The 23062-nt window shown below is 69.1% G+C and carries 20 protein-coding genes; 14 read left to right on the plus strand and 6 right to left on the minus strand.

Going from position 1 to position 23062, the window contains the following annotated elements:
- Positions 1–39 precede the first annotated feature (39 nt).
- Positions 40–1233 carry a MarP family serine protease gene (locus NV348_RS17990; RefSeq protein ID WP_447147924.1) on the plus strand — a complete coding sequence of 398 codons (1194 nt, stop codon included), beginning with the start codon at positions 40–42 and terminating at the stop codon, positions 1231–1233.
- Between the two features lie 46 nt (positions 1234–1279).
- Here NV348_RS17990 and NV348_RS17995 read toward each other — a convergent pair whose 3' ends face one another.
- The 4 genes from NV348_RS17995 to acs form a co-directional block, all read right to left on the minus strand.
- Entirely contained in the window at positions 1280–2266 is a 987-nt protein-coding gene (locus NV348_RS17995; RefSeq protein ID WP_447147925.1) for an alpha/beta fold hydrolase, read from the minus strand.
- A gap of 55 nt (positions 2267–2321) precedes the next feature.
- On the minus strand, positions 2322–2810 hold the full coding sequence (locus NV348_RS18000; protein ID WP_447147926.1) for a phage holin family protein: 489 nt from the start codon (positions 2808–2810) through the stop codon (positions 2322–2324).
- 31 nt (positions 2811–2841) lie between these two features.
- Positions 2842–4065 carry a Na+/H+ antiporter NhaA gene (nhaA, locus tag NV348_RS18005; protein WP_447147927.1) on the minus strand — a complete coding sequence of 408 codons (1224 nt, stop codon included), beginning with the start codon at positions 4063–4065 and terminating at the stop codon, positions 2842–2844.
- Positions 4066–4242: 177 nt separating this feature from the next.
- The gene (gene acs / locus NV348_RS18010) at positions 4243–6201 is read right to left on the minus strand and encodes an acetate--CoA ligase (protein ID WP_447147928.1); all 1959 of its coding nucleotides are present in this window, start codon (positions 6199–6201) and stop codon (positions 4243–4245) included.
- A gap of 359 nt (positions 6202–6560) precedes the next feature.
- Here acs and NV348_RS18015 point away from each other — a divergent pair, with 359 nt between their 5' ends.
- The 6 genes from NV348_RS18015 (at position 6561) to NV348_RS18040 (ending at position 12823) form a co-directional block, all read left to right on the plus strand.
- Positions 6561–8189 carry a peptide ABC transporter substrate-binding protein gene (locus NV348_RS18015; protein WP_447147929.1) on the plus strand — a complete coding sequence of 543 codons (1629 nt, stop codon included), beginning with the start codon at positions 6561–6563 and terminating at the stop codon, positions 8187–8189.
- 61 nt (positions 8190–8250) lie between these two features.
- Positions 8251–9177 (plus strand): ABC transporter permease, encoded by a 927-nt coding sequence (locus NV348_RS18020; protein WP_447147930.1) that lies wholly within the window; start codon positions 8251–8253, stop codon positions 9175–9177.
- Positions 9170–10099 (plus strand): ABC transporter permease, encoded by a 930-nt coding sequence (locus NV348_RS18025; RefSeq protein ID WP_447147931.1) that lies wholly within the window; start codon positions 9170–9172, stop codon positions 10097–10099. Before NV348_RS18020 ends, NV348_RS18025 begins: the two co-directional genes overlap by 8 nt.
- Entirely contained in the window at positions 10096–11769 is a 1674-nt protein-coding gene (locus NV348_RS18030; RefSeq protein ID WP_447147932.1) for a dipeptide ABC transporter ATP-binding protein, read from the plus strand. The genes NV348_RS18025 and NV348_RS18030 overlap by 4 nt, the downstream gene beginning before the upstream one ends.
- Positions 11770–11900: 131 nt before the next feature.
- Entirely contained in the window at positions 11901–12065 is a 165-nt protein-coding gene (locus NV348_RS18035; protein WP_218720677.1) for a hypothetical protein, read from the plus strand.
- Between the two features lie 11 nt (positions 12066–12076).
- Positions 12077–12823, plus strand: a complete 747-nt coding sequence (locus NV348_RS18040) for a Fic family protein (RefSeq protein ID WP_447147933.1) — start codon at positions 12077–12079, stop codon at positions 12821–12823.
- A 423-nt stretch (positions 12824–13246) separates the two neighbouring features.
- Here the strand turns inward: NV348_RS18040 and NV348_RS18045 are convergent, their stop codons facing one another.
- Positions 13247–14041: an HAD-IB family hydrolase gene (locus NV348_RS18045; protein WP_447151077.1), complete on the minus strand. Its 795-nt coding sequence runs from the start codon at positions 14039–14041 to the stop codon at positions 13247–13249.
- Positions 14042–14455: 414 nt separating this feature from the next.
- On the opposite strand from NV348_RS18045, the gene ssd reads away from it, so the two are divergent.
- The 7 genes from ssd (at position 14456) to NV348_RS18080 (ending at position 20107) form a co-directional block, all read left to right on the plus strand.
- The gene (ssd, locus tag NV348_RS18050; RefSeq protein ID WP_447147934.1) at positions 14456–15556 is read left to right on the plus strand and encodes a septum site-determining protein Ssd; all 1101 of its coding nucleotides are present in this window, start codon (positions 14456–14458) and stop codon (positions 15554–15556) included.
- On the plus strand, positions 15553–16734 hold the full coding sequence (locus NV348_RS18055) for a TadA family conjugal transfer-associated ATPase (RefSeq protein WP_447147935.1): 1182 nt from the start codon (positions 15553–15555) through the stop codon (positions 16732–16734). Before ssd ends, NV348_RS18055 begins: the two co-directional genes overlap by 4 nt.
- 654 nt (positions 16735–17388) lie before the next feature.
- Positions 17389–18024 (plus strand): type II secretion system F family protein, encoded by a 636-nt coding sequence (locus NV348_RS18060; protein WP_447147936.1) that lies wholly within the window; start codon positions 17389–17391, stop codon positions 18022–18024.
- 492 nt (positions 18025–18516) lie between these two features.
- Positions 18517–19095 (plus strand): type II secretion system F family protein, encoded by a 579-nt coding sequence (locus NV348_RS18065; RefSeq protein WP_447151078.1) that lies wholly within the window; start codon positions 18517–18519, stop codon positions 19093–19095.
- A gap of 72 nt (positions 19096–19167) precedes the next feature.
- Positions 19168–19377, plus strand: a complete 210-nt coding sequence (locus NV348_RS18070) for a DUF4244 domain-containing protein (protein ID WP_447147937.1) — start codon at positions 19168–19170, stop codon at positions 19375–19377.
- A gap of 41 nt (positions 19378–19418) precedes the next feature.
- Positions 19419–19733, plus strand: a complete 315-nt coding sequence (locus NV348_RS18075) for a TadE family type IV pilus minor pilin (RefSeq protein WP_447147938.1) — start codon at positions 19419–19421, stop codon at positions 19731–19733.
- Positions 19730–20107 (plus strand): Rv3654c family TadE-like protein, encoded by a 378-nt coding sequence (locus NV348_RS18080; RefSeq protein WP_447147939.1) that lies wholly within the window; start codon positions 19730–19732, stop codon positions 20105–20107. Before NV348_RS18075 ends, NV348_RS18080 begins: the two co-directional genes overlap by 4 nt.
- Positions 20108–20406: 299 nt before the next feature.
- Here NV348_RS18080 and NV348_RS18085 read toward each other — a convergent pair whose 3' ends face one another.
- The gene (locus tag NV348_RS18085) at positions 20407–22797 is read right to left on the minus strand and encodes a DEAD/DEAH box helicase (protein ID WP_447147940.1); all 2391 of its coding nucleotides are present in this window, start codon (positions 22795–22797) and stop codon (positions 20407–20409) included.
- Positions 22798–23062: the final 265 nt, after the last annotated feature.

Consider the following 23062-nt stretch of genomic DNA (forward strand, 5'->3'; position numbering starts at 1 on the left):
CGCGGTCATGCTGGAGCCGAGCGTCAGCGAGGCGGAAGCGTGAGCGCGTCGGTATGGCTCGATATCGCGGTGGTGCTGATCGCGCTGGTCGCGGCGTCCACCGGCTGGCGGCAAGGCGCGGTGGCGTCGGCGCTGGCGTTCTTCGGCGTCGCGCTCGGCGCGGTCGCGGGCATTCTGATCGCGCCACACATCCTCAAACACCTCACTGAGGGGCGCAGCCGGGTCCTCGGCGGCATCCTGCTGATCGTGCTGCTGGTGATCGTCGGTGAGGTCGCGGGCATGGTGCTCGGCCGCGCGGCGCGCAGCAGTATGCGTCATCCCGTGGCGCGCAGTGTGGACAGCGTGATCGGCGCGGTGCTGCAGGCGGCGACCGTGCTGGTCGCGGCCTGGCTGCTGGCTCTGCCGCTGGCCACCGCCTCGCAACCGGGCGTCGCGGCGGCGATCAACGGGTCGCGGGTGCTCGCCGATGTCAACGAGGTCGCGCCGACCTGGTTGCGCACGCTGCCCAACGAATTCTCGAAGCTGCTCAACACCTCCGGACTGCCGGACGTCATCGGGCCGTTCGGCCGGGCGCCGATCGCCGCCGTCGAACCGCCGGACGCGAGCGTGCTCGCCAGCCCGGTCGCGGCCTCGCTGCAGCAGAGTGTGCTGCGCATCCGCGGTGTGGCGCCCAGCTGCCAGCGGGCGCTGGAGGGCTCCGGCTTCATCGTCGCGCCGGAACGGGTGATGACCAACGCGCACGTCGTCGCGGGCACCACGAGCGTGTCCGTCGATACCGCGCGCGGGCCGCTGGAGGCCAGCGTGGTCCTGTTCGACCCGTCCAAGGACATCGCGGTCCTCGATGTGCCCGGACTGACCGCGCCGGTCGTACCGCAGGCGCCGCAAGCGGCCAGCTCGGGCGAGAGCGCGATCGTGCTCGGTTACCCGGGTGGCGGCCCGTACACGGCCAGCGCCGCCCGTGTCCGCGAGACCCTCGACCTCACCGGCCCGACGATCCACCGGGACGGCACCGTCGAGCGCGAGGTGTACACGGTGCGCGGTCAGGTCCGGGCCGGTAACTCGGGCGGACCGCTGGTCGACACCGAGGGCCAGGTGCTCGGCGTGGTCTTCGGCGCCGCCGTCACCGACGACGACACCGGCTACGTGCTGACCCTGCGCGAGATCGCCCCCGAACTGGCCGCCGCGCAGACCAACGACGGACCCGTCCCCACCGGGGCCTGCGTCCTGAGCTGAGCGCGCATCGTCCCGGGCGGCACCAGCTGCCCGGGACGAACTCCGTTCAGGGGGAGACCAGGCCGTCCTTGGGCGACCCGTTGATGCCGTTCTGTTCGTGCCAGCGGGTGGTCAGCACCTCGTTGACCTTGCCGGGGTTCTCCTGGTGCGCGTAGTGCCCGGCCTTCGGGATCGACACCAGGGTCCGATCCGGTGACAGCCGGGCCCCACGGTGGAACGTGGTCGGCAGCAGATACGCATCGTGCTCGCCGCGCAGCCCGAGGACCGGGATGTCGATCGGCGTGCGCATGGTGGCCATGAACCGCTTGCCGTCGGGACGCCACTGACTGCGGAAGGCCCATCGCTGGTATTCCAGCGCGCTGTGCGCGGCGCCGGGAATCCGGATGGCAGTCCGCATCCGGGCCGCGGTCTCGGCGAATTCGGCCGTCCGTGACCAGGATTCGCTGACCCGCTCGCACAGCAGTCGCTCCACCTCGGCGCCGTCGCGGCGGGTGAGCAGGTTCTCCGGGTAGCGCGGCAGCTGATAGCGCAGGAAATCCGGCAGCCAGGTGGCGCGCTGGGCGCGATCGCGCAGGACCGCGCTCTTCAGCGCCGCCGGATGGGGCGAGCTCACCAGCGCGATCGAGCGGACCAGCCGGGGATGCAGCACGGCGGTGGCCCAGCAGACCAGGCCGCCCTCGGCGTGCCCGACGAGCGTGGCCTCGGTATGGCCGAGTGCCCGGATCAGGCCCGCGATGTCACCGGCGAGGGTCCAGCCGTCGTAGCCGCGCGGTGGTTTGTCGGTGTCGCCGTACCCGCGCAGGTCCACGGCGACGGTCCGGTAGCCGTGCGCGGTGAGCCCGGTCAGCTGGTGCCGCCACGACCACCAGAAGTCGGCGAAGCCGTGCAGCAGCAGCACCAGCGGGGCATCCGCACGGTCCGTTCCGTCGGCTTCGACGACGTGGAAGCGGATCCCGTTGGCGTGCACGTCCCGGTGGGTCCACGGTCCGTCGTAACGGACGCTGGACGGATCCGGGAATGAGTTGGACGACACGCCGATCGAGCCTAGTAGGCGGGTCCGGCCGTCGCGACCGGGCCCGCCCGGCGCGTCATCGACTGGTCGACTTCTCCAGCGCGGGAGCGGGCTCATGGTGGGTGAGCGCCGCGGGCAGAACCTCGGCGGTCTGCTTGAGCGAGTTGATCGTCTTCTCCGGCGCCCGCAGCTTGCGCACCTTGAGCCAGCCCAGCAAGCCGAGCAGCGCGGTGGCCGCCACCATCAGCACGAACACGATCAGGAACGCGGCCCAGCGGTACAGCCACACGTCCAGCAGTTCGGCGAGGAAGAAGAAAAAGAAGAACGAGCTGAACAGCAGCACGGTCAACGCGAGAATGAAGAACACGCTGCCGGTGAGTCCCTTGCGGACCTCGGCGGTGACCTCGGCCTTGGCCAGCGCGACCTCGGCGCGGACCAGGGTGGACATCTGCTCGGTCGCATCGCGGACGAGGCTGCCGATACTCGCCGATCCGGGCGGGTTGGCGTCGGTCAACGGGATGGAAGTGACCGTGCGACCGTCATTTCCGCCTTGGGTGTAACTCACTTCGTCGACCCTTCTCCCTGTCCTGGCACTACTAGGCCTCACTGTCCGGTTGTAGCTCGTCCGCGTCGCGGCGCGCCTGGTGCACACGTCCTCGGCGCAACAGTAGCGCCGATCCGAGCAGCGATGCTGCCATGGAGGTCACCAGGACGGCGGCCTTCGCCAGATCGATGGCGTCGTCACCGACATCGGCCAGCGCGAGTTCCGCCACCAGCAGGCTAACGGTGAACCCGATCGCGCCGAGTACCGACAGGGCGAACATGTCGCGATATTCCAGCCCCACCGGTCGTTTCGCCACGCCGAACCGGATCGCGAGCCAGCTGATCCCGAAGATGCCGATCGTCTTGCCGAGCAGCAGTCCGAGGATGATCGCCAGCGACAACCGGTCGGTGAACAGCGAGCCGAACACCGCGCTGTTGAGCGGCACGCCGGAGGCGAACAACGCGAACAGCGGCACGCAGAAGCCGGCCGAGATCGGCTGCACGACGTGCTCGAGATGGGTGGCCGGCGCGGTCTTCTCGCCCGGATCCTTGCGCACCCTGGTGAGCAGCCCGAGCGCGACACCGGCCAGCGTCGGGTGGATGCCCGCCTCGTGCAGCGCGTACCAGCAGACCAGGGCGACCGGAATGTAGAACAGGGGCGTGTGCAGCCGGTACTTCTGGGCCAGCGCCCAGGCCGCGCAGCAGGCCAGCGCGGCAGCGAGCCACAGCATCGACAGCGAGGCGGTGAACAGCACCGCGATGAGGATGATCGCGAGCAGGTCGTCGACCACGGCCAGGCTCAGCAGGAACACTCGCGCGCTGGCGGGAATCCGCGAGCCGGTCATGGCCAGGACCGCCAGCGCGAAGGCGATGTCGGTGGCGACCGGGATGGCCCAGCCGTTCTCCATGCCGGGCACACCGTGGCCGACCGCGATCGCGATCAGGGCCGGCGTGACGACACCGCCGACGGCGGCGATGATCGGCAGCGCGGCCCGCTTCGGATCGGCCAGCTCGCCGACGACGAATTCGCGTTTGAGCTCCAGCCCGGCGACGAAGAAGAAGATCGCGAGCAGCCCGTCCTTGGTCCAGTCGGCCAGGGTGAGGTCCAAATGCAGCGCGGAGATGCTGAGATGGGTGTCGACCATCGTCTGGTAGCTCGCGCCCCAGGGGGAGTTCACCCAGAGCAGGGCGACGGCGGCGGCGGCGAGCAGCAGCGCGCCACCGACGGTTTCGGTGCGGAGATAGCGGCTGAGTTCGGAGCGAACACGAGTGATCAAGGGCGGGCCTTTCGGCGGGGTGGACGGCGCTGCGGGCGCTCATCCCACCCTGCGGTGCCACGGATTCACGACCGCATGCCGACCAGTCTTCCCGGCACACCTGAACGTAACTCTAACGGATACGGCCGGTGACAATGGAGGTCACCGGCCGTATCCTGCGCGTTCCCGCGCCCTGTCTCAGTTGCCGCCGGTGCGAATCGCCTCGAAGACGCCGGGATCGACCAGTGTCGAGGTGTCGCCGAGTTCGCGCCCCTCGGCCACGTCGCGCAGCAGCCTGCGCATGATCTTGCCGCTGCGGGTCTTGGGCAGCTCGGGCACGATGTGGATCTCGCGCGGCTTGGCGATCGGGCTGATCTCCTTGGACACCTCGGCCTTCAGCTCGTCGACGAGGCCGTCACCGGCCCGGCCCGCCGAGTCGCCGGTGAGGATGACGAACGCGACGATGCCCTGCCCGGTGGTGGCATCGCTGGCCCCGACGACGGCGGCCTCGGCCACCGCCGGATGCCCGACGAGCGCGGATTCGACCTCGGCGGTGGAGATGCGGTGTCCGGACACGTTCATCACGTCGTCGACGCGGCCGAGCACCCACAGGTCGCCGTCGGCGTCGAGCTTGGCGCCGTCACCGGCGAAGTACCAGCCCTGCTCGGCGTAGCGCTCCCAGTAGGTGGCCTTGTACCGCTCCATATCGCCCCAGATGCCGCGCAGCATCGACGGCCACGGCTTGTCCAGCACCAGGTAGCCGTTGGCCTCGGTCTCGCCGAGCTGCACCGGCTTGCCCTCCTCGTCGACCACCTTCGCCGAGATGCCGGGCAGCGCGCGCATGGCCGCGCCGGGCTTGGTGGCGGTGACGCCGGGCAGTGGGGAGATCATGATGGCGCCGGTTTCGGTCTGCCACCAGGTGTCGACGATGGGGGTTGTGTTGGCGCCGATGACTTCCCGGTACCAGCGCCAGGCTTCGGGGTTGATGGGTTCGCCGACGGAGCCGAGCAGGCGCAGGGTGGTGAGGTTGTGGGCGTCGGGGATGTCGCGTCCCCATTTCATGAAGGTGCGGATGAGTGTGGGTGCGGTGTAGTAGATGGTGACGCCGTATTTTTCGATGATCTCGAAGTGGCGGTGTTCGTTGGGGGAGTTGGGGGTGCCTTCGTAGACGACCTGGGTGGCGCGGTTGGCCAGTGGTCCGTAGACGATGTAGCTGTGGCCGGTGACCCAGCCGATGTCGGCGGTGCACCAGTAGACGTCGTCGTCGGGTTTGTGGTCGAAGACGTTGTGGTGGGTGTAGGCGGTTTGGGTGAGGTAGCCGCCGGTGGTGTGCAGGATGCCTTTGGGTTTTCCGGTAGTGCCGGAGGTGTAGAGGATGAACAGGGGGTGTTCGGCGGGGAAGGACCGCGCCTCGTGCGAAGGCGAAGCGGTGCCGACGGTTTCGTGCCACCACAGATCGCGTTCATCGGTCCAGGGGACCTCGGTGCCGACCCGGCGGACGACGAGCACATGCTCCACCGAGGACGGCACATCGCCCTTGGCGGCGAGCGCCTCGTCGACGGCCTCCTTGAGCGGGGCGGGCTTACCGCGCCGCCACTGCCCGTCGGTGGTGATGAGCAGCCGGGCCTCGGCGTCGTCGACCCGCTGCCGCAGTGCTGTCGGCGAGAAGCCGGCGAACACCACCGAATGGGTGAGCCCCAGCCGCGCGCAGGCCAGCATCGAGACGATCGCCTCGGGGACCATCGGCATGTAGATCGCGACGCGATCGCCCGCTTCGAGACCGAGCTCGGTCAGGTAGTTCGCGGCGCGTGAGACTTCTTCGAGCAGTTCGCGGTAGGTGAGGTCGCGGGAGTCGCCGGGCTCGCCTTCCCAGTGGATGGCCACCTGGTCGCCGTGCCCGTCGATGACGTGGCGGTCGACGCAGTTGTAGGCGACATTGAGCTCGCCGTCGGCGAACCAGCGCGCGACGGGGGCATCGCTCCAGTCGAGCACCTGGGTGAAGGGCTTGTGCCAGTGCAGGCGGCCTGCCTGCTCGGCCCAGAAGCCCTCACGGTCGGTCTCGCCGCGCTCGTAGAGGTCGGCGCCCGCGTTGGCGGTGGCGGCGAACTCCGCGCTCGGGGGATACGAGTCCTGGTGTCCTGCAGCGGTTTCGGTCATGTCGAATCAGCCTCACATGCCTGGTGCGGTCGGGTCGGTCGGGCGGGGCTCACCCCTGCTCCCTCGAGCGTAGTCAACCCGGGCGCACTGTCGGCGGCGTTGTGTCGGCAAGGTTTCGGCACGGTCAATCGGGGCCGGTTCATCCGATGACTTCGCGGACAGACCGGCCGGTCGCGGGCTATCGTTTTAAATCAACCGTTCAGCTGATGGTTCCGAGAATTGTTCATATTTTTCTGCCGAGCATGAGGGGCTCGGCATTTTTTCCTGCGTTTCCGTCGAGTAACCGTACTGATACATGTGAAGCGAAAAAGGCTCGGTTCACTGAAAAACCGGGCCGAAGTGGCTAACCTCCGAGCGTTATGCCACGGGAATCGAACCGGGAGAGAGCGTTGAGATTCATCAGAGCGACCGCGCTGATCGCAGCGGGCCTGGCGGCCACAAGCCTCAGCCTGACCGCGTGCTCGTCCGACGACAGTGCCGACGCGAGCATTGTCACCACCAACGCGGGGGAACCGCAGAATCCGTTGGTGCCGACCAACACCAACGAGAACATGGGTGGTCGGGTCGTCGACCGTTTGTTCGCCGGGCTGAAGTACTACGACGCCACCGGTGAGGCGCACGACGAGATGGCGGAGAAGATCGAAACCGCCGATCGCAAGTCTTATCGGATCACCATCAAGCCGAACTGGAAGTTCACCGACGGTACGACAGTGACCGCCAAGTCCTTCGTGGACGCCTGGAACTACGGTGCGCTCGCCTCCAACGCTCAGCTGCAGAGCTACGTGTTCACCCCCATTGTCGGATTCGACGAGGTGAATGCCGAACAGCCCAAGGCACAGACGATGTCGGGCCTGAAGGTGGTCGACGACCGCACCTTCACGGTGGAACTGAAATCCCCCTCGATCGATTTCGAGAGCGCGCTCGGCTATGCCCCGTTCTATCCGCTGCCCGACGCCGCCTTCAAGGACATGAAGGCTTTCGGTGAGAACCCGATCGGCAACGGCCCGTACGCCTTCGGCACGTGGGAACACAATGTCAAGATCGACTTGACGCCCAACCCGGATTACCCCGGCGGCCGCCCGGCCAAGAACAAGGGCCTGCGGTTCGTCATGTACCAGTCCTTCGACACCGCCTACGCCGATCTGCAGGCGGGCAATCTCGACACCCTCGACACCATTCCCGACAGTGCGCTGACCTCCTACAAGAGCGATCTCGGCGACCGCGCGATCACCAAGCCGACCGCGCAGAACCAGCACATCGGCATCCAGACCACCGTGCCGCATTTCGGCGGCGAGGAAGGCGTGCTGCGCCGCAAGGCGATCTCGATGGCGATCAACCGCCCGCAGATCATCGACAAGATCTTCAACGGATTGCGCATTCCCGCCCGCGATTTCACGGCGTCGACGCTGCCCGGGTTCGATGGCAACCTGCCGGGCTCGGAGGTGTTCGACTACAACCCCGACCAGGCCAAGAAGCTGTGGGCCCAGGCCGACGCGATCTCGCCGTGGTCGGGCAAGTACACGATCACCTACAACTCCGACGGCGGTCACCAGGCCTGGATCGAGGCCGTGGCCAACAGCGTGAAGAACACCCTCGGCATCGATGCGGTCGCCAACCCGGTGCCCACGTTCAAGAACGTGCGTGACGCGGTGAACGCCAAGACCATCGGCACCGCCTTCCGTTACGGCTGGCAGGGCGACTACCCGACGATGATGCAGTTCCTGTCCTCGCAGTACTACAGCTACTCCGACACCAACAATGTCGACTACAACAACCCGGAGGTGGACCGCCTCTTCGACGCCGCCATGGCCGCGCCGACCCAGCAGGAGTCCTACCAGCTGATCGCCCAGGCCCAGACGATCATGATCAAGGACATGGCCGACATCCCGGTGTTCGACTATGTCGCCGCCGCGGGCCGATCCGACCGGGTGACCAAGGCCGAGCTGGCCTGGAACGGTCTGTTCGACTTCGAGAACATCGAGAAGTAGACACTCGGAGCTGGGCCGAGCCACCTGCAGTGGCTCGGCCCCAGTCGTTTTCGGAGGAATGATGGCTTGGTACATACTTCGGCGCCTGCTCCAGATGATCCCGGTCTTCCTGGGTGCGACGCTGCTGATCTACGCGATGGTGTTCCTGATCCCCGGCGACCCGATCAAGGCGCTGGCCGGTGAGAAACCGCTGACCCCGGCGGCCGAGGCGGCGCTGCGCGCCCGGTATCACCTCGATCAGCCGTTCATCGTGCAGTATCTGCACTATCTGAAGGGCATTCTCACCCTCGATTTCGGCACCTCGTTCTCGGGCAGGCCGGTGCGCGAGGAACTCCAACGCGCCTTCCCGATCACGATCAGGCTGGCGTTTCTCGCCGTGCTCATCGAGGGCCTGTTCGGCATTGTGTTCGGCCTGATCGCGGGCCTGCGCAAGGGCAAGCTCTTCGATTCGGCGATGCTGATCGCCAGCCTGGTGATCATCGCGCTGCCGGTGTTCGTCGTCGGCTATCTGGCGCAGTTCTTCCTCGGTGTGAAATGGGGGATCGCGCCGGTCACCGTCACCGGGAGCGCGAGCCTGGGGGAATTGCTCGTTCCCGCGTTCGTGCTCGGGTCGCTGTCGTTCGCGTATGTGCTGCGGCTGACCCGTAACTCGGTGGCGGAGAACAAATCCGCCGACTACGTGCGCACCGCGACGGCGAAGGGGCTCGGCCGCAGGCGCGTGGTGACGGTGCACATCCTGCGGAATTCGATGATCCCGGTGGTGACCTTCCTCGGCGCCGATTTCGGTGCGCTGATGGCGGGCGCCATCGTCACCGAGGGCATCTTCAACATTCCCGGCGTCGGCGGCACCATCTACCAGGCGATCACCCGCGGCGAGCCGCCGACGGTGGTGTCGTTCGTGACGGTGCTCGTCGTGGTGTTCCTGGTGACCAACCTGATCATCGACCTGCTCTACGCCGCGCTCGACCCGAGGATCCGTTATGCATGAGAGCCAACAGCATTTCGTGGCCCCCGCCGACGAGGTGGAGGTGCTGGCCACCGACCGGGTGGTCGAGGTGGGCACGCCGACCAGCATCTGGGGCGACGCGTGGCGGCGGTTGCGCCGCAATCCGGTGTTCCTGGTCGCGGTCGTGCTGATCGTGCTGGTGCTGCTGGTCGTGGTGTGGCCGTCGCTGTTCACCAGCCAGGACCCGAAGCTGTGCCTCGGCGAGTTCGGCATGGACGGCCCACGTCCCGGCCACCCGTTCGGGTTCGACAAGCAGGGCTGCGACGTCTACGCGCGCACCATCTACGGCGCGCGGGCCTCGGTCAGCGTCGGCATCGGAGCGGCGATGCTGTTCCTGCTGGTCGGCGGGATCCTCGGCGCGCTGTCGGGGTTCTACGGCGGCTTCCTCGACACCGTGGTGTCGCGGATCGCCGAGATCTTCTACGCCATCCCGATGGTGCTGGCGGCCATCGTGCTGTTGCAGCTGCTGCGACCGACGACCGTGCTGACGGTGATCCTGATCCTCGTCGCGTTCACCTGGCCGCAGGCGGCGCGCATCGCCCGCGGCGCGGTGATCGAGGCCAAGAACAGCGAATACGTCACCGCCGCCAAGGCGCTGGGGGTGTCGCGGCTGGGGACGCTGGTGCGGCACGTGCTGCCGAACGCGGCGGGTCCGCTGATCGTGGTCGCCACGCTGTGGCTCGGCGTCTTCATCGTCACCGAGGCGACCCTGTCGTTCCTCGGCGTCGGCCTGCCACCCGACATCGTGGCCTGGGGCGCCGACATCGCCCGCGCGAAGTACGAGATCCGTACCTCGCCGATCCTGTTCTATCCGGCGGCCGCGCTGGCCGTCACCGTGCTGAGCTTCATCCTGCTCGGTGACGCGGTGCGCGACGCGCTCGATCCGAAGGAGCGCACCCGATGAGTGACGCCACCCCACTGCTCGAGATCCGCGACCTCGACGTGTGCTTCACCACCGACGGCAAGCCGGTGCCCGCCGTGCGCGGGGTGAATCTCACCGTCTTCCCCGGTCAGACGGTCGCCATCGTCGGTGAGTCGGGGTCGGGCAAGTCGACGACCGCGCACGCGATCATCGACCTGCTGCCCGGCACCGGCAAGGTCACCGGCGGGCAGATCCTGTTCGACGGCACCGACCTGACCAAGGCGTCGGAGAAGGAGATCGTCGCGATCCGCGGCAACGGCATCGGCCTGGTCCCGCAGGACCCGATGTCGAACCTGAACCCGGTGTGGAAGATCGGCTTCCAGATCCGGGAGACGCTCGCGGCCAACGGCATCGCCACCGGCGACGCCGCCCGCAAGCGCGCGGTGGAACTGCTCGCCGAAGCGGGCATGTCCGATGCCGAGCGGCGGGTGAACCAGTATCCGCACGAGTTCTCCGGCGGCATGCGCCAGCGCGCGCTCATCGCGATCGGGCTGTCCTGCCGGCCGAAGCTGCTGATCGCCGACGAGCCGACCTCGGCGCTGGACGTCACGGTGCAGCGGCAGATCCTCGGCCATCTCGAACAGCTCACCACCGAGCTGGGGACCGCGGTCCTGCTGATCACCCACGACCTCGGCCTGGCCGCGGAACGGGCCGAGCACCTGGTGGTGATGTATCGCGGCCGGGTCGTGGAGTCCGGTCCGGCACTGCAGATCCTGCGCGATCCGCAGCACGCCTACACCAAGAAGCTGGTCAACTCGGCGCCGTCGCTGGCGGCGCAGCGGATGTCGTCGTCGCGGCAGCGGGCCGCCGTGCGCGCGCAGGCGGTGGAGGTGGCCGAGGCCGAGGACCTGGTCGGCGACACCGTGCTGGAAGTGCGGAACCTGACCAAGGCGTTCAAGATTCGGGGCAAGCGGCCGTGGCAGTCCACGGAGTTCGGGGCCGTCGACGACGTGAGTTTCAGCGTCGACCGTGGGACGACCACCGCGATCGTCGGCGAGTCCGGCTCCGGCAAGTCGACCATCGCCCAGATGGTGCTCGGCCTGCTCGAACCGACCGCGGGCACCGTCGTCTTCGACGGCAAAGATGTCGCCACGCTGGATGTCAAGGGCGCGTTCGCCTTCCGCCGCCGCGTGCAGCCGATCTTCCAGAACCCCTACGGCTCGCTCGACCCGATGTACTCGATCTTCCGCACCATCGAGGAGCCGCTGCGGGTGCACAAGGTCGGCACATCGGCCGAGCGGGAGAAGGTGGTGCGCGATCTGCTCGACAAGGTGTCGTTGCCGTCGTCGGTGCTGCGCCGCTATCCGAACGAGCTCTCGGGCGGGCAGCGTCAGCGGGTCGCGATCGCTCGGGCGCTGGCGCTCTCGCCCGAGCTGGTCGTCTGCGACGAGGCGGTCTCGGCGCTCGACGTGCTGGTGCAGGCGCAGATCCTCACCCTGCTCAACGATCTGCAGGCCGAGCTGGGCTTGACCTATCTGTTCATCACCCACGACCTGGCGGTGGTCCGGCAGATCGCCGACATCGTCCTGGTGATGCGGGCGGGCAAGGTCGTCGAGTCCGCGACCACCGACGAGGTGTTCGCGGCGCCCGAACAGGAATACACGCGAGCGCTGCTCGAAGCGATTCCGGGACGGGAGTTGCTCACCGGGTGACCCGCGCTGCCGCCGGGCGTCTCGGCAGCGCCCGGCTGCCTGGTCGAAACTCCTCGTCAGCGCAGCTGGTCGGCGTACCGTGAGCGAGGTCCGAGGTGGTGCGGTGTGGATCGCAGGGGTAGGAGTCGCCGATGGATCGCATTCAGGCCGAACGGCAGGCCGAGCTGGAATCGCGCAGGCGCCGGGCGCTGACCCCGGCCGCCAAGCGGTTGGCCGAGGAGCTATGGCCGGACCGCACCTGGCCCGGGGTGCGCGGTCTGCACGTGGTCGTCGGGGGTGCGGTGGTCGGACGGTAGCCTCGTATGCCGTGACTGATCCGCTGCAGCCCCTGGTCGACCTGCCCGGCGTGCGTGAAGCCGCCGACAAAGCCCGCGACGCGCTCGCCGCGGTGCATCGGCACAAGTCGAACCGGCGTGGCTGGGCGACGACCGCCGCCGAGGCGGCCGTGCGCGCCGCGCGGTCCTCGGCCGCCATCGAAGGCGCGAGCACCGATCTGCCCGCCGACGGGAAGGTCAGCGATCCGGTGCTGGCCGGCGCGCTGCGGGTCGGCCAGGCGCTCGACGGTGACGCGCTGACGAATCTGGTCGGCACCTGGCAGCGCGCGCCGCTACAGGCGCTGGCCCGGCTGCACCTGCTCGCCGCCGCCGACTTGGTCGCCGATGAGCAGGACCTCGGCAGGCCGCGCGCGACGCCCGGCGTCGCCGAACGGCTGGACCTGCTGGTGCAGACCGTTCAGGCGAGCAAGGCGCCCGCGCCCGTGATCGCGGCGGTCGTGCACGGTGAGCTGTTGTCGCTGCGGCCCTTCGGCACCGCCGACGGTGTCGTCGCGCGGGCGGCCTCGCGCCTGGTCACGGTCTCGAGCGGACTCGACCCACGCTGCCTCGGCGTGCCCGAGGTGTTCTGGCTGCGCCGCCGCCAGGCCTACTTCGACGCGGCCGCCGGATTCGGCATGGGCACCGCGGAGGGGGTCGGCGGCTGGGTGCTGTTCTGCGCGGGCGCGCTCGAAGACGGTGCCAGAGAAGCGAACTCGATCGCCGACGCCGCTGCGGGCTGAGACGTCCCCCGGACATCGAAACGGGCGGCGTGCCGATTGCTCGGCCTCACCGCCCGCTAGCACGGAACGCCTGGTTACCAAGCGTGCTCGGTGGGTTGTGTTCGGTGGCCTCGGCGATCATCCGAACCCCGTCGGTTCATCCCCGCAACCTGTGCGAGGCGTTCGCCGACGACTGCCCGAATTTCGCAGGCCCACAACTCTGCTGCCCTTGTCGCGGCGCGCTCCGCGTGGGTGCCTGGCGTCCGTGCTGGGAAGGGTGGGATGGGAGGCGAAACCTTCTCTTCCGGCTCCGTCTTGGCCTTCCGTCCTTCCGTGACTCCATTCTTACACTGTGATGGCACTCACAGCAAGCGTATCGACGGCATCACCGAATGCGGTTGTTTTCGGCGTGTCGCCAGGCGATTCGTGCTCGAGCGTCGCAGGTCAGCGACGTTTCCGCAGCAGTCGGTAACTGATCGCGCCGGCGATGATCGCGCTCAGTCCGACCGCCGCGGTGGCCGCCACGGTGGTGCTCGACGGCGCCTGGAAGCGCGACCACAGCGACACCGGATTGGAGAAGGTGAGCACCGGCCAGCCCCGGGTGACGGCCTCCTTGCGCAGCGCGCGGTCGGGATTCACCGCCGTCGGGTGGCCGACCGCGCTCAGCATCGGCAGGTCGGTCACCGAATCGGAGTAGGCGTAGCACCGGGACAGGTCGTAACCCTCTGCGGCTGCCAGCTTTTCGATCGCGGCTACCTTGCCCTCGCCGTAGCAGTAGAACTCGATGTCGCCGGTGTACCTGCCGTCTTCGACGACCATCCTGGTCGCCTCGGTGTGCGAGGCGCCGAGTACCTCGGCTATCGGCGTGACGATCTCCTCGCCGGAGGCCGAGATGATCACCACGTCGTGTCCGCGGATCTTGTGGTCGGCGATCAGATCGGCGGCCTCGGCGTAGATCACCGGGTCGACAAGATCGTGAAGTGTCTCGGCCACAATGGATTTCACCTGCTCGACATCCCAGCCCGCGCACATGTTGGCGAGGTTTGCCCGCATTCGTTCCATCTGGTCGTGATCGGCCCCGGAAAGCAGGAACAAAAAGTGCGCGTAGCTGCTCTCCAGCACGGCGCGGCGGTTGAGCAGACCCTGTGCGTAGAACGGTTTGCTGAACACGAACGCGCTCGACTTCGCGATCACCGTTTTGTCGAGATCGAAGAAGGCCGCGACGCGTCCGCCCGGCACCGCCGCTCGGCCCGAAGGGGCGAGTCTTGTGTCCGGAAGCGGAGTCTGGTCACGTTCGGCCGTCACGACAACAGAATAGGCACCCCGCGCGCGGCGCGCAGGAACCGCCCGTCCGGGGCCCTTCGAGAGTTTGCCCCGGGGACGCCGGAGGCCGCGAATCGCCGAAAGATGGTGGCGAACGCTACTTGCGCCCGCGCCGGGGGATGGGTGTAGTATTGCTGGCACCTGGACATGGTCCAGGCGCGTTCAGCCCGACCCCCCGGGGCTGAACCCGACGGCCCCAGCCTCCTCCCCCCCGGCTGGGGCCGTCCTCTATTCCGGGGTAGATCGCACAAGTTCTCCACACCCCCGAGTTATCCACAATCGCCGCGTGACGGCTGTTGAGATGTTCCGGGCTCGGCCACGCTGAGCTGCATGAACCTCCTCGCCGCACCCTCCGCCATCGGACTCGCTCCCGCGCTGGTGCTCGTGCGCGACCCCCGGCTGCGCGCCGAAGTGCGCCGGGTCGCGGCGGCCGCCGAGCGCGTCACCGATGAACGCAGCATGCCCGTCGGGCGTCATGCGTGGTCGGGAGCGGGCCTGGTGATCCTCGACACCGCCGCCGCGGTCGCGGCCGCCGCCTCGGGGTGCCCGCGCAGACCGGGAATCGTGCTGGTCACCGAGGGCGAACCCGCGGTACCGGACTGGCAAGCCGCCACGGCGGTCGGTGCGGAGCGGGTCGTCGCGCTGCCTGCCTGCGCGGTCGCGCTGGTCGAGCAGTTCGCCGAGCACGCCGAGTCCAGGACGGGTGAAGGCGTGGTCGTCGCGGTCGCCGGAGCCGGCGGCGGCGCCGGTGCGTCGACGCTCTCGGCCGCCATCGCCCTGCGCGCGGCCGCACGAAGGCTACGGCCGGACACGGTGCTGATCGACGGCGCGCCGCTCGACGGTGGCATCGACCTGGTGCTGGGGATGGAGAACGTCGCCGGGCTGCGCTGGCCGGATCTGGTCATCGAAGACGGTCGGGTCTCCGCGTCGGCGCTGCACAACGCGCTGCCTGCGGCTGCGGCCGGGTTGGCGGTGCTGTCCTGTGGTCGGCACGGTGTCGGGCGCCCATCGACCGAGCTCACGCCGGCCGCGGTCCGCGCGGTGATCGAATCCGGGAGGGCCGCAGGTGATCTGGTGGTGTGTGATGTCTCCGGCGAGCGTGGTCCGGCGGCGGACGCGATGGTCGATGCCGCCGATCTGGTGGTCCTCGTCGTCCCGGCACGGCTGCGCGCTGTCGCCGCGGCCGAGGTGGTGGCCGCCTACCTCGGCGAGCGAAATCCCAATCGGGGCTTGGTTGTTCGCGGTCCGGCGCCAGGCGGCCTGAGAGGTGCCGAAGTCGCCGAGGTGCTCGGACTGCCGCTGTTGGCCGCGGTGCGTGGGCAGGCCGGCCTGGCGGCGCGCCTCGAACGGGGTGGGCTCAGTGTGCGCAGGCGCGGTCCGCTGCGCGATGCGGCCGATGCCGTGCTGGCGATGGTGGGGGCGGCGCGATGACCACCTTCGTCACCGTCGAGCTGCTCGAGCGGGTGCGGGAACGGCTCGCCGAGCACACGGGTGTGCCCGACGCGGCGCAGCTGGCCGCCGCGATCCGCGCCGAAGCGGGCGGCGTGCTCGCCGACACCGACCTGCTGCGTGCGCTGCGTCTGCTGCAGACCGAGATGACCGGGGCGGGTCTGCTCGAGCCCCTGCTGCACGATCCCCGGGTCGCCGATGTGCTCGTCACCGGACCCGACTCGGTGTGGATCGATCGTGGTCACGGACTCGAGCGGACCGATGTCGAGTTCGCCGACGAGGCCGCGGTGCGCCGGCTGGCCCAGCGGCTCGCCCTCGCCGCGGGCCGCAGGCTCGACGACGCGCAACCCTGGGTCGACGGCAAGCTCGCCGGTACCGAGGCGACGCTCGGCGACGCGTTCGGGGTCCGCCTGCACGCGGTCCTCGCACCCGTCGCGCACGACGGCACCTGCCTGTCCCTGCGCGTCCTCCGCCCGGCCACTCAGGGCCTGACCGCCCTGTCCACCGCCGGATCGGTCCCGCCCGCCGCGCTCCGGCTACTGACCGACATCGTGCGCGCCCGACTGGCCTTCCTCGTCGTCGGCGGCACCGGCGCGGGCAAGACCACCTTGCTCTCCGCACTCCTCGCCGCGGTGGATCCAGCCGAGCGCATCATCTGCGTCGAGGACGCCGCCGAACTCGCCCCCGTCCATCCCCATGTGGTGCGGCTTGTCGCCCGCACCGCCAATGTCGAGGGCGTCGGCGCGGTGACAGTACGCGACCTGGTCCGCCAGTCGCTGCGCATGCGCCCCGACCGCATCGTCGTCGGCGAGGTGCGCGGCGCTGAGGTCGTCGACCTGCTCACCGCACTCAACACCGGCCACGACGGCGGCGCGGGCACCGTCCACGCGAACTCCCCGCAGGAAGTCCCCGCCCGTCTGGAAGCCCTCGCCGCCCTCGGCGGCATGGACCGCACCGCCCTGCACAGCCAGCTCGCCGCCGCCGTCCAGGTCATCCTGCACGTCCACCGCCGCTCCGACGGCACCCGCGGCCTCCGCGAAATCGGCGTCCTGGAACGAGCCACCACCGGCATCCGCATCACCCCCGCCTGGCGCTCCGACAACGCCCCCACCCCCGCCGCCACCGGACTCGCCCGCTTGATCGAGGTGCGACTCGGATGAGAACCACCGGCGCAGGGGCATGGCCGGTCCGCCTCAACGGCGATTCTTCGCAGGCCGGCGGCGCGAGCTCGGCTCGAAGTCTCCAAGGCGATGAATCGGCAGGTGTGCGTGCCGACAGGCAACCGGTCCGCGCAAAAGGTGCGTTCCCGCAGGTCGGTGACCGTTCGGTGCGGAATCGTGGGGTGGCTCGGGTTCGCGGCGTGGCCGGCTCTCGTCGTGCGTCTGGATCGCACGCGACAGGTGCCGGTGTGTGGCCGGTTCGTAGCGATAGCGCATGCGTGCGGGATGGGGATCGAGGGGTGCAGGCGGCAGGCGGTGTCGGTGGGCTGCCGCGATCGGTTCGGCTGCGCGAGCTGATGTCACGCGTGGTTCGGGTGATCACCAGAGTGTCACTGCAGGAACTGCTTTCGAGGTCGGTTGGCGAAGTGGTGTCGGTGTCCGAGGCGGGATCGACGCGAAACAGTCTGCGGTGCAACTCGACAGGACAGCACGGAGGTGGCGATGGTGGTCGGACTGCTCTGTTGCGCGGTGGCGGTGCTGATGCTTCCCGCTGCGGGCGATCGGCGGCGCTTTCGGCGGTTGTTCGACGCGGGCGGTGCGCGTGTGGCGCGACGGATGCCGGTGGGGTCGGGTGTGGGAATCGGTGTGGGGTGCATGGCATTCGCACTGGGGGTCGGCACGGGACTGGCGGTGCTGATAGTGGGCGTCACCGTCGCGGTGCGGAATCGGCGCGGTCGTGGTGAGCGTATTCGCCGAGCGGAGTGCGGCCATCTCCTGGCCGGGCTCGAGGTGGTCGTCGGTGAACTGCGGGTCGGCGCGCATCCGAGTGCCGCCGCCGAAGCCGCGGCCGCGGAGTCCCGGGGGGAAGCGGCCCGGGTGCTGGCGATCAGCGCGGGGCGTAGCCGGCTCGGCGGCTCCGGGGCCGACGGCTGGCTGCACCCGGAGTCGCCGGTCGCCGAGGAATTGTCGCGGGTCGCCACCGCCTGGCGGGTGGCCGAAGAGCACGGCCTCGCCCTGGCCGAGCTGTTGGCCGCGGCCAGGACCGACCTCCTGGGGCGCATCCGCTTCCGCGACCGCACCGAGGCAGCCCTCGCGGGGGCTCGCGCCTCGGCCACTGTTCTGGCCGGTCTACCCCTGGTCGGCATCGGCCTCGGCCAGCTGATGGGCGCGTCACCACTGTCGGTGCTGTTCGGCTCCGCCGCCGGCGAACTGCTTCTGCCACTCGGCGCCGGCCTGGCCTGCTGTGGATTGCTGTGGACAGATGTGATCACCCGCCGGGGAACCGCATGATCGCCCTGCCTCCGGTCCGCTATCAGAGGCATCGATTGCCGCACCTCCGCGAGAACTGGTCGCCATGCCCGGATCGTCGAACGGTGGAATCGCACCGCGCGCCAGACCCGATCCGTCGGCTGTCGGCGGGGCAGGTGAGCTCGGTCGGGTCTCGGTGGCGGTGCCGAGGACGGCGAGATCGGGAGTGGGGGGCGGTCCTCGATGCGGCAGGAAGCGGGCCAGACACCGAGTGGTGTACCTGGCCTGAGCCGAACAGCCCAACCCGTGAGATCGCTCGCGACAACAGTGCGACCCGGCCGAGCCTGGTCCAGCGACTCGACAGGTCGCCGCATCCGGACCCCGCCGGGCACGCCCGGAACTACTGCGTAATGCATTGCTGGCGTGCGTGTTCGGTGCACTTCAACTCTGGACGATTCCGAAAACGGCGTGGGAGGGACTGCTGTGTACTACTTGGAAGCGCCGCTACCACCTACTGCGCTGCTGGTAGCCGCGATGGCAGTGGCGCTGCTGCCGGGACGGGTGGCGGTGAGTCGGCGGGTGCGCGCGCTCGGGCGGGCGCCGACGGCGGTGCCGGAGGTGGGGCGAGGGAAGGCGAAGGCCGATCCGCTGGGGTCGGCGTCGGCTTTCGATCTGCTGGCGGCGTGTCTCCGGGCGGGGTTGCCGGTGGCCGCGGCCGCGCGGGCCAGTGCGGGGACAGCGCCACCGGTACTGCGGGCCGCGCTGCTCCGGGCTGCCGATCTGCTGGCTCTCGGTGCGGATGCCGCAACGGCGTGGGAGCGGGCCGCGGCGGACGCGGTCGGGTCGGCCGGCGCGGACGAGGTCGAATCACTGGCGAGGTTGGCGCGGCGCTCCGCCCGCTCCGGCTCCTCCCTCGCGGCTGCCGTCGGTGAGCTGGCGGACCAGCGACGCGAGGCGGTCGAGGACGCCGCTGTTGCACGGGCGGAACGGGCGGGCGTGCTGATCGGTGGGCCGCTCGGGCTGTGTTTCCTGCCTGCCTTCGTCTGCCTCGGCATCGTCCCGGTCGTGATCGGCCTGGCGGATCGGGTCATCGGCGACGGCGGCCTGTTGTGACCGGCCTCGATGGGGCCGACGAATCGTCACCACGCGGATCGGCCGTGTGGTGTGGAAGGAGAGGGGATCACGATGACGTTCGTACGCGCCGTATATATAGGAGCGCGGACGCGGATCACGCGCCTGCTGATCGACGACGACGGCATGTCCACCGCGGAGTACGCGATCGGCACCATCGCGGCCGCGGCGTTCGGTGCGGTGCTCTACGGGGTGGTGACGGGCGACAGCATCGTCAACGCGCTGACCCAGATCATCGACAAGGCGCTCAACACGAGTGTGTAAAACGTTGCGGCACAGGTAGTCTCGGTGGCGACGCGGGTGCGGTGACGGTCGAGGCCGCCATCGCTCTCGCCGCACTGGTGTGCGCGGTGGTGCTGTGCATCGGAGCCCTGCTGGCCGCGTCGACCCAGGTGCGTTGTGTCGACGCGGCACGCGAGGCAGCGAGGTTGGCGGCTCGCGGCGACGCGGCGCGCGCGGTCACAGCGGCTCGGACCGTCGCGCCGCCCGATGCGACAGTCGAGGTCCGTGGTGACGGTGAACACGTGGTGGCCGTGGTCACCGCGGGTACCGCGCTGCTGCCCGGTCTGCGATTGCGTGCCGAGGCGGTCGCGATCACCGAGCCGGGAGTCGGTCGATGACCGGCGCGCGGGCACGGTGGCTCGCCGGGGATGCCGGCGGGGCGACGGTGTTCGCGTGCACTGCGCTCGCCGCGCTGATCGCGCTGACCATGGTGATCGGTCAGGTGGGTGTGGCGGTGGTGATCCGGCATCGGGCGCAGGCGGCGGCCGACCTCGGTGCGCTCGGCGCGGCGAGCGTGCTGGCCGAAGGAGCCGAGGCAGCGTGTGCCGAGGCCACGGAGGTCGCACGAAGGATGGGTGTGCGAGTGGCGCGGTGTGTGGCCGAGCAGTGGGATGTCGTGGTCGCGGTGGAGGCGAATGCGTCATTCGGAGTGGTCGGCGTGCGCACGATCGCGGCTGCCGCACGTGCTGGGCCGGTGGATGAGAGTGGGTGACACAGAAGTGTTATCACTGGTCGGTGGTTGTTCCGCGCCGAACTAATCCACAATTCCGCCGAGCCCTATTCCCTGAATTTCATGCGCATTCTTTTATGAGGAGAGAACTAAACGAAAATAATGATGCGGCTTACTCTTGTGCGCATGTCGGCAATGAGTCAGTTAACAGAAGAGTTATCCTTTTTATTCGGGATAGGGTGGGTCCTGGCGGCGTCGTCGCTGGTCAACGCAAAAATGGTCGAGCGACCAGCGACCATGCGGTGAGGTGTAGCGCCGGTCACGTCCCCGGCGCGGCGGTATTACGAATCCGCCGCCGTGCCTGGGTGAGCCCGCAGCTCGCCCAGTACGGCGACCAGGAGCCGGGCCGCCGCGCCCTTGTCCAGCGGGCTGTTCCCGTTGCCGCACTTGGGTGACTGCACACAGGAGGGGCACCCGTCCTGGCATCCGCAACTGCGGATGACGCTGAGCGTGGCGGCCAGCCAGTCGGCCAGTTGGGCGAATCCTCGCTCGGCGAAGCCCGCGCCGCCGGGTTGCCCGTCGTAAACGAACACGGTCGGTGCACCGGTATCGGGATGCTCGGCGATCGATACGCCACCGATGTCCCAGCGGTCGCAGCCGGCGACCAGCGGCAGCAGGCCGATCGCGGCGTGTTCGGCGGCGTGCAGCGCCCCGGGGAGCTCGTCGTCGGAGATTCCGGCGGCGGCGAGCAGCCGGGGCGTGACGGTATAGAGGACGGCCTTGGTGTGCAGAGTCTGGGCGGGCAGGTCGAGCTCCACCTGGTCGAGCACCTCGCCGGTGACCAGCGTGCGGAGGTAGCCGACGACCTGATTAGTGACCGCGACCTGCGCGGATGCGGTGGTGACGGCACCGAAGACGCGCTCATCGAGCACCGCTTCGATGGTGATGGAGGTGACCTGGCGCGCGCTGGTGGTGAAGCCGGGGTCCACCTCGTTGACGAAGGCGACGCCGCCGTCGAGGTCGAGTTCGTCGACCAGATAGGTCTCACCCTGGTGCAGGTGTACGGCGCCGTTGTGCAGGGTCGCCGGCGCCCGGCCCGCGTCGGCGGTACCGAGCAGGCGCCCGGATTCGGCGTCGACGATGGCCACCGGCGTGCCGAGCCCGCCACGCACGTCCACAGCGTCGTGTGGATGGGTGTGCGCGGTGACGTGCCACCGTCCCGGTGCGCCGCGGGGGCCGGGACGGTGCCGGATCAATCCCTGTTCGGCGAGGTCGGCGAGCACGGCATCGGCCCTGAGCACGGTCACCTCGGCGTCGGTGAGCGGTAGTTCCATGGCCGCGCACAGCAGTTGTGGTCCGAGGACATAGGGGTTGTACGGGTCGGTGATGGTGGCCTCGATCGGCCGGTCGAGCAGCGCGTCCGGGTGGTGGACCAGGTAGGTGTCGAGCGGATCGTCGGTGGCGACCAGGACGACGAGCGAGCCCTGCAGCCGTCGGCCCGCTCGCCCGGCCTGCTGCCAGAACGAGGCGACGGTGCCGGGGAAACCCGCGATGACCACGGCGTCCAGGCCCGCGATATCGACACCGAGTTCGAGCGCGTTGGTGCTGGCCGTGCCGAGCAGTGTGCCCTCCGAGAGTGACCGTTCCAGCTCGCGGCGGTCCTCGGCCAGGTACCCGGCGCGATAGGCGGCGACCCGTTCCTGCAGCTCAGGGGCCCGTTCGGCGAGGACGCGGCGGGCATCGAGCGCGATCAGTTCGGCGCCTCGGCGGGAGCGGACGAAGGTGAGTGTCCTGGCACCCTCGGCCACCAGGCTCGCCATGATCTTGGCGGCCTCGCCGGTCGCGGTGCGGCGCACGGGCGCGCCGTTCTCGCCGGTCACCGCCGTGCTCAGCGGCGGTTCCCACAGGGCGACGGTCCTGGCACCGTGCGGTGAGGCGTCCTCGGTGACCGCGGCGACCGGCGCCCCGATCAGCCTGCTCGCCGACGCGCCGGGGTCGGCGCTGGTGGCCGAGCACAGGATGAACACCGGGTCGGCGCCGTAGAACGCGGCGAGCCGGCGCAGCCTGCGCAGCACCAGGGCGACGTGCGAACCGAACACGCCCCGGTAGGAGTGGCATTCGTCGACCACCACATAGCGAAGATTGCGCAGTACGCGCGCCCACCGCTGATGGGAACGCAGCATCCCGACGTGCAGCATGTCGGGATTGGTGAAGATCCATCGGGCATTGGCCCGCACCCACTGCCTGATCTCGGCGGGTGTGTCGCCGTCGTAGCTCGCTGGATGGGCCTCACGCAGGGGGTTGTCGTGGATCAGCCCACCGACCGCGCGCAGCTGATCGGCGCCGAGCGCCTTGGTGGGGGACAGGTACAGCGCGGTCGCCCGCGGATCGTCGTGCAGCGCCGTGAGAACCGGCAGAAGGTAGCCGAGAGATTTCCCGGACGCGGTCCCGGTGCTGACGACGACGTGTTTTCCGGCCGCCGCCAGCTCGGCGGTTCGGGTCTGGTGCTCCCACGGGCGCTCGATCCCGGCCGCGTCCAGCGCCGTGATCAGTGCGGACGGTACCCATTCCGGCCACTCGGTGGTCCGTGCCGGCCGGGCGGGCAGCTCGGCGACGTGGGTCAGCGGGTTGCCGCCGGACGCAGCCTCGACCAGGACACGATTCAGCAACGATCGCCCGTAGCTTTCGCCCGTAGCGGTCGGCTGGACCTCGGTCCGCTCTGCCGGATTCATCCCATAGCCCTCTCGCGCCACGCCGGAAGTGTGAAACGTGTGTGTGCGGTGAGCGCTACCTGCGATTTCGTAACCCAATAGCGACCTGGGTCACAGCAGGTTTGCTGGAAGCTCACCCGGTTATCGTGAAGCAAACAGACTGGAAGTACGGATTTACCCAATCTCTCCCTCACCTGCGCATTCGCAAGATCAAGAATTTTGCAAATTGTCGGTAACTCGACTGTTGAATTGCTCGTGGACATGGTTCACTGGGTCTCGGTCGCAA

The sequence above is a fragment of the Nocardia fodinahabitans genome (assembly GCF_052983615.1).

What these genes read in the sequence shown, in the direction of transcription:
- acs (WP_447147928.1), bottom strand. Translation starts at nt 6,201, where the DNA reads ATGACCGAAACCGCTGCAGGACACCAGGACTCGTATCCCCCGAGCGCG.
- NV348_RS18015 (WP_447147929.1), top strand. Translation starts at nt 6,561, where the DNA reads ATGCCACGGGAATCGAACCGGGAGAGAGCGTTGAGATTCATCAGAGCG.
- NV348_RS18020 (WP_447147930.1), top strand. Translation starts at nt 8,251, where the DNA reads ATGGCTTGGTACATACTTCGGCGCCTGCTCCAGATGATCCCGGTCTTC.
- NV348_RS18025 (WP_447147931.1), top strand. Translation starts at nt 9,170, where the DNA reads ATGCATGAGAGCCAACAGCATTTCGTGGCCCCCGCCGACGAGGTGGAG.
- NV348_RS18030 (WP_447147932.1), top strand. Translation starts at nt 10,096, where the DNA reads ATGAGTGACGCCACCCCACTGCTCGAGATCCGCGACCTCGACGTGTGC.
- NV348_RS18035 (WP_218720677.1), top strand. Translation starts at nt 11,901, where the DNA reads ATGGATCGCATTCAGGCCGAACGGCAGGCCGAGCTGGAATCGCGCAGG.
- ssd (WP_447147934.1), top strand. Translation starts at nt 14,456, where the DNA reads ATGAACCTCCTCGCCGCACCCTCCGCCATCGGACTCGCTCCCGCGCTG.
- NV348_RS18055 (WP_447147935.1), top strand. Translation starts at nt 15,553, where the DNA reads ATGACCACCTTCGTCACCGTCGAGCTGCTCGAGCGGGTGCGGGAACGG.
- NV348_RS18060 (WP_447147936.1), top strand. Translation starts at nt 17,389, where the DNA reads ATGGCATTCGCACTGGGGGTCGGCACGGGACTGGCGGTGCTGATAGTG.
- NV348_RS18065 (WP_447151078.1), top strand. Translation starts at nt 18,517, where the DNA reads ATGGCAGTGGCGCTGCTGCCGGGACGGGTGGCGGTGAGTCGGCGGGTG.
- NV348_RS18070 (WP_447147937.1), top strand. Translation starts at nt 19,168, where the DNA reads ATGACGTTCGTACGCGCCGTATATATAGGAGCGCGGACGCGGATCACG.
- NV348_RS18080 (WP_447147939.1), top strand. Translation starts at nt 19,730, where the DNA reads ATGACCGGCGCGCGGGCACGGTGGCTCGCCGGGGATGCCGGCGGGGCG.
- NV348_RS18085 (WP_447147940.1), bottom strand. Translation starts at nt 22,797, where the DNA reads ATGAATCCGGCAGAGCGGACCGAGGTCCAGCCGACCGCTACGGGCGAA.